We start from the raw sequence: 13,770 nt of genomic DNA, 5'->3' as shown, positions 1-13,770 counted from the left end.
CGGATGACCGTGCTCATCGACCAGCCGATCTGGCCGGCGCACGACACCCTCTGGGCGCACATCGTCAGCGACACCTCCCTCGAGGAGTTGCACGCGTTCGCAGCGCGGGCGGGCATCCCCCGACGCGGTTTCGATCTCGACCACTACGACGTGCCCGCCCACAAGTGGGGCGAGCTCGTCGCGCTCGGCGCCCAGCCGGTGAGCGTGCGGGAGTTCGTGCGACGCCTGGAGGCGAGCGGGCTGCGCGTGCCGCAGCGCGACCGCTAGTCCCAGAGCAGCCCGAAGCCCTCGAAGCTGCGCACCTGCCGCCCGGTGGCGATCTCGACGATCACGGTCGTCACACTCGTGGAGCGAGCGTCGTAGTAGTACCCGTCGGACACGCTCACCGTGGTGTCCGGGATCGTCTCGATCGCCACGTACTGGCCGTTCGGCGAGATGCTGATCTCGCCGATGCTGCCGCGATCCTCCACCGTGCGGTAGACGATGTCGGCCGCCGTGCCGTCGTCGTGCACGAGCAGGGTGCTGAACCGGGTGCCCGTCTCGTCCGCGAGGAGGGCCTTGCCCAGCCGCGTGCCGTCCGGCAGCAGCTGGCTCGCACCGGAGAACGCGCGCCGACCCTCCACGGGCGAAGGATCGATCGGCTGCTCGTCCCCGGTGACGAGATCGACCACGCGCGGTGCGAACTGGTTGCTCACGATCACGGTCGTGCCGTCGAGCGAGACCGCGCCGAACTCCTCGTACTGGCCGAGCGGCAGCACCGCGCCCGAGCTCGTGTCCACGGACACCAGGGTGAGATCGGTGGTGAGCGCCGCGATGCGCGCGGTGCCGGGCACGAAGCCCCAGCCGAGCACCTCCATCGGCTCGCCATCCAGGCCGAGCACGGGGCGCAGCTCGCGCACGCCGCCCAGATCGAGCGTGTAGAGCGTCGACGCGTTGGCCTGCCCGGGGCCGGCGTCCGCGCTCGAGAACGCGAAGCCGAGCGTGCCCGCGGAGGCGGCCAGTTGCTGGATCACGCCCTCCTCGGGCAGCAGCACGTTCTCCAGGATCACATCGCCCGGGCGCACGAGCGCGAGCTGGTTCGTGCGCTGGGCGGTGACGGTCACCACCGCGAGCAGGTCGTCGACGAGCGCGAAATCCTGGATGCCCGCCGCCGAGTACACCGCCTCCCCGCCCTGCCCGTCCAGCGTGGAGCGCAGGATCGTGTCATCCGGCTGGCCGCGATCCAGCCAGAACACCTGCGGCTGGGTCGTCGTGAAGCGGTGCTCGATCGCGGAGGTCCGCCCGGTGTAGGTGCTCGCCACATCGTCAACGCGCACGAGGTATTCGGTGCCGTATTGCAGCCGCGCGCCGAACTGCACCGCGATGAGGTCGCCCTCGCTCGAGACGGTGAACGGTACCGCAGGCTCGATGTGCACCTGCGAGGCCGTGACGGGCTCGACGGTCTGGTTCGCGAACAGCCGCAGCTGCTGGTCGTCGGCGGAGGTCACCCGCACGACGTCGACCTGCGCGTCCTCCAGCCGGGGGCCCTGCAGATAGCTCGCGCCGAGCAGCAGCAGGCAGGCGACGGACAGCGCGACGAGGGTGATGGCGAGGGCGCGGCGGAACGCGGCATCCGACCGCGGCCTGCGCTCAGTAGAGGTACGGCTCACTCGGCTGCTCCACGATCTCGACCGATGCGGGATCGACGGCGAGCGGTTGCGTGGACGCCGCCGCCGGGTTGGTGGCGAACTCCCCCGTCACCCGCACCCAGTCGTCCACGGCCAGCCGCTGCTGCCAGCCGGGCGAGTAGACCGGAACGCCGATGGGCTGCGCGTCGACGGCGCAGCAGGTGACGATGAAGCGCGAGACGAGGAACACGTCCTGCGGGGCATCCGCGTCGGCGACGATGAAGCCGACGACATCCACCGGCTTGTCGGCGTAGAACGCCAGATCGCCCGTCTGTCGAAGCAGCGAAGACCAGTCGACCACGGTGAACTTGGCGAAGGCCTCCGTGGGGGTCGCATCCGCGCTCTCGATGGATTGCGCGTCGGAGCCCGCGGTGGAGCCCACGATGTCCCGCTGACTCGCGGTCTCGGCCGAGAGGGTGGCCGGCGGCACCACCACCAGCCCCACGACGAACACGGCGGCCACGACCACCGCCGCGATGCCGAAGGGGCCCGGCCGTTGCGGTTGCTCGTCGTCGTCGTGCGGCTGCACGATCGCTGCGGCGATCGCCAGGCCCAACGCGACGACCGACATCACCACGGTGAACACGATGTAGCGGGGATGGATGTAGAGCACCAGCTGCCCGGACAGCGCGAGCCACGCGGTCGCGGCCACGATCGCCGTGGTGAGGATCACGCCCCGCCACCGTTGGACGCTACGCAAGAACGTTCACCACCAGACCCACGAGAGCGCTGAGGAGCGCGACGATCGCCGTCAGTTGCACGAGCACCTTCGTGGTGAAGGTGGTGCGCATGATCGCGAGCATCTTGATGTCGATGATCGGGCCGAAGACCAGGAAGGTGGCGATCGAGCCCGGCATGAACGTGGAGGCGAACGGCAGGATGAAGAACGCGTCGACGTTGGAGCAGACCGCGATCACGAAGGCGAGCACCATCATCGCGAGCACCGACCAGAGCGGGTTGCTGCCGACCTCGACGAGCACGTCGCGCGGCACGACGACCTGGATCGCGCCGGCCACGAGGGCGCCGATCAGCAGCGCGGGCATGATCACGCTCGTCTCGCGCACGAAGATGTCGAGGCTCTTGCCCGTGCGGGTGTGCGCGTGGTCGCCGTCGGGACGACGGCATTCCGCGGCGAAGCGGGGCGTGAGCAGCTCGTCCTGCCGCGGGTGCAGGCTGAACAACCAGCCGACCACGTTCGCGATCGCGATGCCGCCGAGCACGCGGGCCACGAGAATGCCGTCATCGAACCCGAAGGCCTGGTGCGTCGTGATGATGGTGATCGGGTTCACGATCGGAGCGGCGAGCAGGAAGGTCATCGCCTCGGGCACCGTGAAGCCGCCGACGATCAGACCGCGCGCGAGCGGCACATTGCCGCACTCGCACACCGGCAGGAAGATGCCGAACATCGAGATGCCGAGTCGGCGCAGCACGGGATTGCGGGGCAGGATGCGCTGCAGCAGCCCCGCGGGCAGCCACACCTGCACGACGATCGAGAGCACGATGCCGAGGATCACGAACGGCAGGGACTCGATGACGACGCTGATCGCGAGCGTCAGCAGATCCTGCACCCGATTCGGCAGCAGGGTCGCACCGCTGCCCTCGAGCGCGCCGCGCGCCACCAGCAGCCCGCCGATGCCGAGCACGGCGACGGCGATCCACACCCACGGCGCGCGAGAACGTCGCTCGCCGTGGGTGTGCGCCGTGTGCTCCTGAACGGGGGCGGGCGAGGTCACGCGGAAAGCCTACGTGGCCTCTGCCCGCTCAGTCCTGCGGCTCGCTCGGCTCGGTGGTGACGGGCGCGCTCACGATCGCCCCGGCGCTGCCGGCGCGGCGCGAGACGCGCGAGCGCCCCTGCCCCGGCTGCTTCGGCTCGGGGAGGGCATCGAGCACGGAGCCGAGGATCTGCTCGGCATCCTTCGGCAGGGCCCGACGCGGCTGGCGCGCGGCCTTCGCGACGGGGATGTCGAGAATCGCCACGGTCTCCTCCACGACGGGCACGGCCGACTCGACGGGGGCGGATGCCGCGGCATCCACGATCGCGATCGACTCGGTGTGCACCGTGCTCGCCGCGACCCGGGCCAGGGCGTTGCGCACGTCCTCCGTGATCGCGTGCGTGCCCGCGCTGCCCACGCCGTTCTTCACGGCAGGGGTCTGGGCGCCACCGCCGCCGCCACCGCGGTTGCGGTTGCGGCGTCCGCCGCCCTGCTCGGGCTGCGCAGTCTGCACCTGTTGGCGGTGCTTGGTGACGGGGTCGTGGTGCACGATGATGCCGCGACCCGCGCACGTCTCGCAGGGCTCGCTGAAGGTCTCGAGCAGGCCGAGTCCCAGCTTCTTGCGGGTCATCTGCACGAGGCCCAGCGAGGTGACCTCGGCGACCTGGTGCTTGGTGCGGTCGCGCGAGAGGCACTCGACGAGCCGGCGCAGCACGAGGTCGCGGTTGGTCTCGAGCACCATGTCGATGAAGTCGACCACGATGATGCCGCCGATGTCGCGCAGACGCAGCTGGCGCACGATCTCCTCGGCCGCCTCGAGGTTGTTCTTGGTGACGGTCTCCTCGAGGTTGCCGCCCGAGCCGACGAACTTGCCCGTGTTGACGTCGACGACCGTCATCGCCTCGGTGCGGTCGATGACGAGCGAACCGCCGGAGGGCAGCCAGACCTTGCGGTCGAGCGCCTTCTCGATCTGCTCACTGACCCGGAACTCGTCGAAGGAGTCCGCGGAACCCTCGTAGCTGGCGACCCGGTCGATGAGGTCGGGGGCGACGGCACGCAGGTAGCTCTCGATCGTCTGGCGAGCATCGTCGCCCTCGATCACGAGCCGGTGGAAGTCCTCGTTGAAGACGTCGCGGATGATCTTGATGAGCAGGTCGGGCTCGCTGTGCAGCAGCGCCGGAGCCTGCACGGTCTCGACCTGGCGGCTGATCTCGGCCCACTGGTTCGTCAGTCGCTGCACGTCGAGCGTGAGCTGCTCCTCGGTGGCACCCTCGGCTGCGGTGCGCACGATCACGCCCACGTTCTCGGGCAGCACCTCCTTGAGGATCTTCTTGAGGCGGGCGCGCTCGGTGTCGGGCAGCTTGCGGCTGATGCCCGACATGGAGCCGTTCGGCACGTAGACGAGGTAGCGGCCGGGCAGGCTCACCTGGCTCGTGAGCCGGGCACCCTTGTGTCCGACGGGGTCCTTCGTGACCTGCACGAGCACACGGTCGCCGGGCTTGAGCGCGAGTTCGATGCGGCGGGCCTGGTTCTTGCCCTCGGCGGAGTTCTCCGCCGCGGCATCCCAGTCCACCTCGCCCGAGTAGAGCACGGCGTTGCGGCCGCGACCGATGTCAACGAAGGCGGCCTCCATGCTCGGCAGCACGTTCTGCACGCGGCCGAGGTAGACGTTGCCGATGAGGCTCGCCTCCTGCGAACGCGCGACGTAGTGCTCCACGAGCACGCCGTCTTCGAGCACGGCGATCTGGATGCGCCCGAACTTCGAGCGCACCACCATCACGCGGTCGACGGCCTCGCGGCGGGCCAGGAACTCGCTCTCGGTGACGACGGGGCGCCGGCGGCCGGCATCCCGTCCGTCGCGGCGGCGCTGCTTCTTGGCCTCGAGGCGCGTGGAGCCCTTGACCCGCTGCGGCTCGGTGATGAGCTCGGGCTGCTGCTGGCGGCGGGGCTCCCGCACCCGCACGACGGTGTTCGGGGCGTCATCGCCCGGGCGGGCGTCCTCACCCGGGCGGCGCCGCGAGCGACGACGCACCGAACCGGGCTCCTCCGGCAGCTCGAGCGGGCCGGAGCGCTCCGGCAACGGCGGCAGATCGGGTGCCTGAAAGAGCAGGGATGTCGTGGGCCGACGAACCGGTGCGACCGGCTCGCTCGGCGTCTCGATGTCGGGCGCCTCGGTGTTCATCTCGGGCGCGGGCTCGGTGATCGGCTTCTTGCGCGTGCGGGGACGGGACTTCGGCGCCGCTTCCTCCGCCGACTCGGTGCCCGGCGAGCTCGACTCGCTGGGCTCGGTCGTGCTCGCGACGTGCTCCGCGGCGCTCTTGGCCGGCGCGGAGCGCGGGGCGCGCTTGCGGGGCTCGGCGGCTTCGGCCCGCGGGGCCTCGACCTGCTGCACCTCGGGCGCTGCGGCCTGCGCAGCCTCGGCGGGTGCAGCCGGCGGCGTCTGCGGCTCGGGCGCCGCGGCATCCGCACTCGCACGCCGCCCACCGAACAATCGGCTGCGCTTCTTCGGGGTCTCTTCTTCGTTTGTGTTCACCATCGCTGGTGTACTCCTAGCCCGGGTGGGCAACCGCGCCGCCCACCGGGTACTCTCTCGTGCGCCATCCCCGCATCCGCGGTGGACCGCTACCTAATCCTTCATGTCCTGCGGCGGGCCTGCCTTGGTGACCGCTCGCGCCGCAGTTGTGCGCTGTCACCGCACTTCGGAACTGGCTATCCGAATCGTGCGACTGGTGTCGCATCCTGCCCGGTTCTCTGCCCGGTAAGCCTTCTCTGGCGTCATTCCGAGCGCGGCTCAGATGACTGCCGTCCATTATCGCACGCGCGAGTGGTAACGGGACCTTCGGCCTCAGGCCGTGTCCCGGCGCGCATGGAATAATCCGACCATGACCGATGCCCCGGCGGCGCGCCGACCCCTGACCCTGGCCATTCTGCTCATCGTCACCGGAGCCCTCGGGTGGTGGGCGTCGTTCGCCCTCACGATCGACAAGATCGCGGTGCTCATGAACCCGGAGGCGGACCTCGACTGCAACCTCAGCGTGATCGTGCAGTGCGGCAAGAACCTCGACTCCTGGCAGGGGGCCATTCTCGGATTCCCGAACCCCATCCTCGGCCTCGGCGGATTCGTCGCCCCGATCGCGGTCGGCACGGCGCTGCTCGCGGGTGCGAGCTTCGCCCGCTGGTTCTGGATCACCTTCAACGTGGGCGTGTTCGGCGCGTTCCTGTTCTGCATCTGGCTGCCCTACCAGAGCATCTTCAACCTCGGCACGCTGTGCCCCTGGTGCCTGCTGGTGTGGACCGTCGTGATCCCGATGTTCTGGACGCTCACGCTGCGCAATGCTCGTGAGGGCGTGTTCGGCGCGCGGCTCATGCCGCTCGGTGAGCGCCTGTACACCTGGGTGCCGGCGATCACCGTGCTCGGCTACCTGATCATCCTCATCACCGCGCAGGTGCGACTGGACGTGCTGTCGACCCTGGTCTGATCGCGCGCTCAGCGCACCAGGTCTTCGACGGTGCGGCGCATCGTCACCGGGTAGTCCTTGGTGGGGGTGCCGACCCGCGCGATCATCTGGATGGTGCCCCCATCGGGCGCGAACCGAGCGTGCACCGCGGCGTACTCCTCGCTCATCGCCGGGTACTCCTCGAGCACCTGGCTCAGCGGCTGCACCACGAGGCCGAGGGTGCGCGCTCGCAACTGGAACCGCGCGTACAGTTCGCCCGCCTCGACCTGCTCGGCGCGGGTGTTGCCGTCGGTGGTGATGAGCGCGTACGCCGGCGTCGCGGCCACCTCGGACGTGGTGAGGTCGATCGCGCGCTGCGCGGCCGCATCGCCCTCGTTCATGCCCGGGAACAGGGTGAGCAGCCCCTGCAGCAGGTACTTCATGAACCCGCTGGTGCCCTGCCCCTCCACGGCGAAGCCCCAGGGGCGTTCGTTCTTCTGCCACTCGTTGGAGCGGAACACGGCGGCCGTCTCGGCGATGGCCGCGGCATCCGCCGCCTCGATCGTCGTGCCGCGCACGCCGAACCCGGCGAGCGCATCGAGGTCGGCGGGGTCTTCGAGGAGCTCGAGGCCGGGACCGCCGTCTGCGGCGAGCCCAGCGAGCGCCTCGCGCTGCTCGACGCTCAGCGGCGTCGCCGCATACGGATCGCGGTTCGTGTCCGAGAGATACAGGGCCTCATAGTCGCCGCCCCTCGTGGGCGCGGCTTCGCTGATCGTGACGCGCGCGGCCGGGAGCTCCGTCATGCTGCGCTCGAGTCGGCCCTCGTCATAGTCGCCCTCGGGGAACAGTGCGACGTCGACGCTCCAGCCGAGCCGGTCCCCCGCCACTCGCAGGTACTCGAGGAAGGTGCCGACGGAGACCAGGGTCTGGCGCGCGAGCGGATCGACCGCAGGGGTCAGTCGCTCGGCATCCACGTAGACGTCGAATGCATGCGGGTCGTCGGCATCGAGCCGCACGATCCACGGCTGCATGTTGTGGCCGCTCGGCGCCAGGATGCCGTGCGCCACCAACTGCAGGCGCGGATCGTCGAAGCGCTCGTAGGCCGAGCGATCCCAAGAATCGAGGTAGCGCGCGGGCACGAGGAGTCCCCCGACGGCGAGGATGCCGACGAGCCCGAGCGCGACAACGCCGACCACTGCCCCGATGATCGCCAAGGTCACCCTTCGCGCCCTCCCCTTCGCCCGCTGCGCCCGCTGCGCCATGTCGCCCCTCTCGGTCCTCGACCAGTGTGGGCATCACGCAGCGATCCTCGCAGGGCTGAAGGTCCCGTCAGCCGCCCGGGGTCAGCCGAACCAGAGCGCGAGTTCCCGCGCGGCCGACTCGGGCGAGTCGCTGCCGTGCACGAGGTTCTGCTGCACCTTCACGCCCCAGTCGCGGCCGAGGTCGCCGCGGATGGTGCCGGGCGCGGCCGTCGTCGGATCGGTCGTACCGGCGAGCGAGCGGAAGCCCTCGATCACGCGGTGACCGGCGATGCGCAGCGCGACGATGGCGCCGGACTGCATGAACTCCACGAGCGGCTCGTAGAACGGCTTGCCCTGGTGCTCCTCGTAGTGCGCCGCGAGCAGCTCGAGATCGGCCTCGACGAGCTTGATGTCGACGAGCTGGTAGCCCTTCGCCTCGATGCGGCGCAGGATCTCGCCCGTGAGGTTGCGGGCGACTCCGTCGGGCTTGACGAGCACGAGGGTCTCTTCGATGGCGGTGGTCACGATGACTCCTGTTCGGGGTGGTGGTTGAGTTTGGCGGCGTCGAGCTGACGCCCCTTGACGAAGCAGAACACCCAGATGCCGGCGAATCCGGCACCGATGAAGAACATCACCGGCAGCAGGATGCCCGTCGCGATGAGCACGGCCTGCAGCCCCCACCCCAGCCACACTCCCCACCGGTACCGCAGGAGGCGGCCGGTGACGATCAGCAGCACGATGAGCGCCGCTCCCCCGGCGAACGCCGCGACGGGCGGCAGGGCGCGCAACCCGTAGGCGGTGAGGGTGACGAAGAACACGAGGGCGGCTTCGAGACCGAGCGCGATCGACAGCAGCGACTCGGTCGCCGAACGCTCGCGCCGGGGCCGGCTGGCGGAGGCCGTGGTCATCGCTTCCAGCTCTCGGCCGCGGCGAGGGCGATGGCCTCGCCCACGAGCGTGATCGAGCCGGTGACGACCACGGCACGGCGCGGGGACTCGCTGGCCCAGACGCGCGCATCCTGCACCGCGAACTCGAAGGACTCGTAGGCGGACGTCGCGTCTTCGGGCACCCACTCGCGCACGACGGCGGCGAGGTCGTCCGGGTCGATGGCGCGGTCGGACTGCGAGCGGGTGACGTGGAAGCGCGTCGCGATCGGGGCGAGCGCTTCGACGATGCCGGCGGCATCCTTGTCCTGCAGCACACCGATCACCACGCAGAACTCGTCGAACGTGAAATACGTCGAGAGGGCCGAGGCGAGCGCCGTGGCACCGTGCGGATTGTGCGCGGCATCGACGATCACGGTCGGCTCGATGCCGATCAGGTGCAGGCGTCCCGGCGAGGTCGCCAGGGCGAGGCCCTCCTCGAGCACGTCGCCGACCAGAGCCTGAGTGCCCGCGCCGAGGAACGACTCGACGGCGGCGATGGCCAGCGCCGCGTTGTGGCCCTGGTGCTCCCCGAACAGCGGCAGGAACAGGTCCCGGTACGTGCCCGCGAGTCCGCGCACGGTGATCAGCTGCCCGCCGACGGCCACGGCGGTGGATTCGAGCGCGAAGGCGTCGCCCTCCACCGCGAGGCTCGACTCGGTGAGTTCACTCGCACGTTCGAGTTCGGCGAGCGCCTCTGGCACCTGCACGGCGGAGACGACGGAGGCCACCGGCTTGATGATGCCCGCCTTGGTGCGCGCGATCTCCGCGACCGTCGCGCCGAGCCGCTGGGTGTGATCGAGGGCGATCGGTGCGAAGACGGCGACCTGACCGTCGGCGACGTTCGTGGAATCCCACTCCCCGCCCATGCCGACCTCGATCACCGCGACATCGACCGGCGCGTCGGCGAAGCTCGCGAAGGCGAGCACGGTGAGCGCCTCGAAGTAGGTCAGCGGCTCCTCGGAGTTGGCGATGAGCTCCGCGTCGGCCATGTCGATGAACGGGCGGATGTCGGCCCAGTTCGCGGCGAGCGCTCGGTTCGAGATCGGCTGGCCGTCGATCACGATCCGCTCGTTCACGCGCTGCAGGTGCGGGCTGGTCATGAGCCCGGTGCGCAACCCGTAGGCGCGCAGGATGGACTCGATGATGCGACTCGTCGACGTCTTGCCGTTCGTGCCGGTGACGTGGATGATCGGGTAGCTGCGCTGCGGGTCGCCCAGCAGCTCGACCACCCGTCGCGTGGCCTCCAGCCGCGGTTGCGGGGCGACCTCACCGACCCGCTCGAGCAGTTCCTCGAACACGCGGTCGGCGTCCTCCTGGTACTCGGCGTCTTCGAGATCCCAGTCGGAGTCCTCGTCGAGGTTGTCGCCTTCGTCGCCGCCGGCGAAGGGGCTCAGGTCGGCGAGCGGGTTCTGCTCGTCGTCGCCGAGGTCGCGCTCGTCGGCGAACTCGTCATCGCGGTCCCGTTCAGACATCCACAGCTCCCGACTTCCATACGTCAACGACCAGTACACCAGCATTCGCCCCCGCGCCGACAGCCAGCACCGTGCGGGCGCCGGCGGCGGAGTCGAGTGCGGCCGCGGCCTCGGGATCGGTTGTGAACGCGAAGTCGCTCTCCACCGCGAGGGTCTCGGCATCGATCATCGGCGCGAAGTCGACGAGCGCCATGATGTCCGATTCCGCCGAACCCTTGATCGAGAGCACGATGCGGTCGCTCACCTCGAGTCCCGCCGCCTTTCGCGTGTCCTGGATGGCGCGGATCAGGTCGCGCGCGAGCCCCTCCGCCTCGAGCTCGGGGGTCGTGACGGTGTCGAGGATCACGAAGCCTCCGTCGCCGAGGAACGCGATCGCGCTCGTCGGGTCGGCGGCATCCAGCTCCAGCTCGAACTCGCCCGGCAGCAGCTCGACGCCACCGGCGGTGACCGTCTCGCCGTCCAACCGCCAATCGCCGGCCTTCGCGGCCTGGATGATGCGCTGCACGTCTTTGCCGACGCGCGGGCCCAGGGCGCGTGCGTTGACGCTCAGGCGCCGCGTGATGCCGTACGCGGCGAGCGAGTGCTCCTCGAGCGGCTGGAACGAGACGGACTTCACGTTGAGCTCGTCGCGCAGCACCTCGGCGAAGGCATCCAGGCCCTCGCTCGGGCTGACGACGGTGAGTGCGGCCAACGGCAGCCGCACCCGCAGGCCGCGCGCCTTGCGCAGCGCGAGCCCAGCGCTGGCGACCTCGCGCACCCGGTCCATCGCGGCCACGAGCGCGTCGTCCGCGGGGAACGCCTCGGCGTCCGGCCAGTCGGTCAGGTGCACGCTGCGCCCGCCGGTGAGCCCACGCCAGATCTCCTCGGAGACCAGCGGCAGCAGCGGGGCGGAGACCCGCGCGACGGTCTCGAGCACCGTGTACAGCGTGTCGAAGGCCGCCATGTCGTCGCCGGACCAGAACCGGTCGCGACTGCGGCGCACGTACCAGTTGGTGAGCACGTCGGCGAAGTCGCGCAGGCGGGCCGCGGCGAACGGGCTGTCGAGCGCCTCGAGATCGTTCGTGACGTCGACGATCAGCTGCCGGGTCTTCGCGAGCAGGTAGCGGTCGAGCACGTGCTCGGAGTCGGTGCGCCAGGTGGCCTGGTAGCCGCCGGCGGCGTTCGCATAGAGGGCGAAGAAGTAGTACGTGCTCCACAGCGGCAGCAGCAGCTCGCGCACGCCCGAGCGGATGCCCTCCTCCGTGACCACGAGGTTGCCGCCGCGGATCACCGAGCTGGACATCAGGAACCAGCGCATCGCATCCGCGCCGTCCCGGTCGAAGACCTCGGAGACATCGGGGTAGTTGCGCAAGCTCTTCGACATCTTCTGCCCGTCGCTGCCGAGCACGATGCCGTGGCTGATCACGTTCTTGTAGGCGGGCCGGTCGAAGAGCGCCGTCGAGAGCACGTGCATCGTGTAGAACCAGCCGCGGGTCTGCCCGATGTACTCCACGATGAAGTCGGCGGGGTTGTGGCTGTCGAACCACTCCTGGTTCTCGAAGGGGTAGTGCACCTGGGCGAAGGGCATCGAGCCCGAGTCGAACCAGACGTCGAGCACATCGGGGATGCGGCGCATCGTCGAACGGCCGGTCGGGTCATCCGGGTTCGGCCTCGTCAACTCGTCGATGTACGGGCGGTGCAGGTCGGCCGGGCGCACCCCGAAGTCGGCCTCGAGCTCGTCGAGCGAGCCGTAGACGTCGACGCGCGGGTAAGCGGGGTCGTCGCTCTTCCACACCGGGATGGGGCTGCCCCAGTAGCGGTTGCGGCTGATCGACCAGTCGCGGGCGTTCGCGAGCCACTTGCCGAACTGGCCGTCCTTGACGTTCTCGGGCACCCAGTTGATCTGTTGGTTCAGCTCGCCCATGCGGTCGCGGAACTCGGGCACCTTCACGAACCAGCTCGAGACGGCCTTGTAGATCAGCGGGTTGCGGCAGCGCCAGCAGTGCGGGTAGCTGTGCTCGTAGCTCTTGACCTGCAGCAGCCGGCCGTCGGCGCGCAGCCGCTGGGTGAGCGGCTTGTTCGCGTCGAAGACCTGCAGGCCCGCGACATCCTCGATGTTCGGCAGAAAGCGGCCGGCGTCGTCGACCGAGAGGATCACCGGGATGCCGGCTGCCGCACACACCACCTGGTCGTCTTCACCGTAGGCGGGCGCCTGGTGCACGATGCCCGTGCCCTCCCCGGTGGCGACGTAGTCGGCCACGAGGATCTGCCAGGCGTGCTCGGTGCCCCACTCCTCGGTGTCCGCGTAATAGTCCCAGAGGCGGTCGTAGTGCACTCCGGCCAGGTCGGCGCCCGCGAGCACGCGCGTGACCGCCGCCTTCGCGACCTCGACGGAGTCGTAGCCGAGGTCTTTCGCATAGGCGGGGATGGTGTCGGTCGCGAGCAGGAACTCCGAGGTCGTCGACCCGTCGGCGGCGCCGTTCGGGCCGGCTGGGAGCACCGCGTACTCGATCGCGGGTCCCACCGCGAGCGCGAGGTTCGTCGGCAGGGTCCACGGAGTGGTCGTCCACGCGAGCGCCTTGACGGCGGTGAGGCCGAGCGCCTCCGCCTTCTCGCCGACGAGCGGGAAGGTGACGGTGACCGACTGGTCCTGGCGCATCTTGTAGACGTCGTCGTCCATGCGCAGCTCGTGGTTCGACAGCGGCGTCTGGTCGCGCCAGCAGTAGGGCAGCACGCGGTAGCCCTCGTAGGCCAGGCCCTTGTCGTACAGGCGCTTGAAGGCCCACATGACCGACTCCATGAAGCCTGGGTCGAGGGTCTTGTAGTCGTTCTCGAAGTCCACCCAGCGCGCCTGGCGCGTGACGTACTCCTCCCACTCCTTGGTGTACTTGAGCACCGACTCCTTGGCTGCGGCGTTGAAGGCGGCGATGCCCATCTGCTCGATCTGGCTCTTGTCGGTGATGCCGAGCTGGCGCTCGGCCTCAAGTTCGGCGGGCAGGCCGTGGGTGTCCCAGCCGAAACGACGGTGCACCTGCTTGCCGCGCATGGTCTGGAAACGCGGGAAGAGGTCTTTGGCGTAGCCGGTGAGCAGGTGGCCATAGTGCGGCAGGCCGTTGGCGAACGGGGGGCCGTCGTAGAACACCCACTCCGGGCATCCGTCGCGTTGCTCGACCGAGGCCTGGAACGTGCCGTCGTGCTTCCAGTAGGCCAGCACCTGCTCCTCGATCGAGGGGAAGCGCGGCGAGGGCTGAACGGGCTCGTCGGGGGTGTGGCGGGGGTACGACATGCGGCTCCTGGTGTTCTTCAACACGAGGACGACCTCTCGGCCGCGGTACC

At 69.8% G+C, this 13,770-nt stretch carries 11 protein-coding genes; 2 read left to right on the top strand and 9 right to left on the bottom strand.

What is annotated here, in order from left to right; all coding sequences use genetic code 11:
• Nucleotides 1-3: 3 nt before the first annotated feature.
• Entirely contained in the window at nt 4-267 is a 264-nt protein-coding gene (locus PYV02_RS06610; RefSeq protein ID WP_275757406.1) for a DUF4031 domain-containing protein, read from the top strand.
• On the opposite strand, the gene PYV02_RS06605 is transcribed toward PYV02_RS06610, so the two are convergent.
• From PYV02_RS06605 to PYV02_RS06590, 4 genes are read right to left on the bottom strand one after another with little or no spacing between them, the layout of a single operon-like run.
• Complete coding sequence (locus tag PYV02_RS06605; RefSeq protein WP_275757404.1) at nt 264-1,649, bottom strand: hypothetical protein; 1,386 nt, start codon at nt 1,647-1,649, stop codon at nt 264-266. The two genes, PYV02_RS06610 and PYV02_RS06605, sit on opposite strands and share 4 nt — an antisense overlap.
• The gene (locus PYV02_RS06600) at nt 1,630-2,340 is read right to left on the bottom strand and encodes a TIGR03943 family putative permease subunit (protein WP_275757402.1); all 711 of its coding nucleotides are present in this window, start codon (nt 2,338-2,340) and stop codon (nt 1,630-1,632) included. The genes PYV02_RS06605 and PYV02_RS06600 overlap by 20 nt, the downstream gene beginning before the upstream one ends.
• A gap of 19 nt (nt 2,341-2,359) precedes the next feature.
• A complete protein-coding gene (locus PYV02_RS06595; protein WP_275757400.1) occupies nt 2,360-3,400 on the bottom strand; it encodes a permease in 1,041 nt (346 codons plus the stop codon).
• 28 nt (nt 3,401-3,428) lie between these two features.
• A complete protein-coding gene (locus PYV02_RS06590) occupies nt 3,429-5,915 on the bottom strand; it encodes an Rne/Rng family ribonuclease (RefSeq protein WP_275757398.1) in 2,487 nt (828 codons plus the stop codon).
• Between the two features lie 346 nt (nt 5,916-6,261).
• Here PYV02_RS06590 and PYV02_RS06585 point away from each other — a divergent pair, with 346 nt between their 5' ends.
• The gene (locus PYV02_RS06585; RefSeq protein ID WP_275757397.1) at nt 6,262-6,858 is read left to right on the top strand and encodes a vitamin K epoxide reductase family protein; all 597 of its coding nucleotides are present in this window, start codon (nt 6,262-6,264) and stop codon (nt 6,856-6,858) included.
• Between the two features lie 8 nt (nt 6,859-6,866).
• On the opposite strand, the gene PYV02_RS06580 is transcribed toward PYV02_RS06585, so the two are convergent.
• The 5 genes from PYV02_RS06580 to ileS form a co-directional block, all read right to left on the bottom strand.
• Nucleotides 6,867-8,036 carry an Acg family FMN-binding oxidoreductase gene (locus tag PYV02_RS06580; protein WP_275757395.1) on the bottom strand — a complete coding sequence of 390 codons (1,170 nt, stop codon included), beginning with the start codon at nt 8,034-8,036 and terminating at the stop codon, nt 6,867-6,869.
• A gap of 123 nt (nt 8,037-8,159) precedes the next feature.
• Nucleotides 8,160-8,582 carry a nucleoside-diphosphate kinase gene (gene ndk / locus PYV02_RS06575; RefSeq protein ID WP_275757393.1) on the bottom strand — a complete coding sequence of 141 codons (423 nt, stop codon included), beginning with the start codon at nt 8,580-8,582 and terminating at the stop codon, nt 8,160-8,162.
• Nucleotides 8,579-8,965 carry a DUF4233 domain-containing protein gene (locus tag PYV02_RS06570; RefSeq protein WP_275757391.1) on the bottom strand — a complete coding sequence of 129 codons (387 nt, stop codon included), beginning with the start codon at nt 8,963-8,965 and terminating at the stop codon, nt 8,579-8,581. The genes ndk and PYV02_RS06570 overlap by 4 nt, the downstream gene beginning before the upstream one ends.
• Nucleotides 8,962-10,455: a bifunctional folylpolyglutamate synthase/dihydrofolate synthase gene (locus tag PYV02_RS06565; RefSeq protein ID WP_275757389.1), complete on the bottom strand. Its 1,494-nt coding sequence runs from the start codon at nt 10,453-10,455 to the stop codon at nt 8,962-8,964. The genes PYV02_RS06570 and PYV02_RS06565 overlap by 4 nt, the downstream gene beginning before the upstream one ends.
• Complete coding sequence (gene ileS / locus PYV02_RS06560) at nt 10,448-13,720, bottom strand: isoleucine--tRNA ligase (protein WP_275757387.1); 3,273 nt, start codon at nt 13,718-13,720, stop codon at nt 10,448-10,450. Before ileS ends, PYV02_RS06565 begins: the two co-directional genes overlap by 8 nt.
• Nucleotides 13,721-13,770: the final 50 nt, after the last annotated feature.

Source organism: Antiquaquibacter metalliresistens (assembly GCF_029211225.1).
In the GTDB taxonomy this organism is placed as follows: Bacteria; Actinomycetota; Actinomycetes; order Actinomycetales; family Microbacteriaceae; genus Rhodoglobus; species Rhodoglobus metalliresistens.
This window is presented reverse-complemented; position numbering and strand designations above follow the sequence as displayed.

Excerpts from the sequence above, each read along its gene's own strand:
- PYV02_RS06570 (WP_275757391.1), bottom strand. The coding sequence starts at position 8,965 with ATGACCACGGCCTCCGCCAGCCGGCCCCGGCGCGAGCGTTCGGCGACC.
- ileS (WP_275757387.1), bottom strand. The coding sequence starts at position 13,720 with ATGTCGTACCCCCGCCACACCCCCGACGAGCCCGTTCAGCCCTCGCCG.
- PYV02_RS06610 (WP_275757406.1), top strand. The coding sequence starts at position 4 with ATGACCGTGCTCATCGACCAGCCGATCTGGCCGGCGCACGACACCCTC.
- PYV02_RS06585 (WP_275757397.1), top strand. The coding sequence starts at position 6,262 with ATGACCGATGCCCCGGCGGCGCGCCGACCCCTGACCCTGGCCATTCTG.
- PYV02_RS06565 (WP_275757389.1), bottom strand. The coding sequence starts at position 10,455 with ATGTCTGAACGGGACCGCGATGACGAGTTCGCCGACGAGCGCGACCTC.
- PYV02_RS06590 (WP_275757398.1), bottom strand. The coding sequence starts at position 5,915 with ATGGTGAACACAAACGAAGAAGAGACCCCGAAGAAGCGCAGCCGATTG.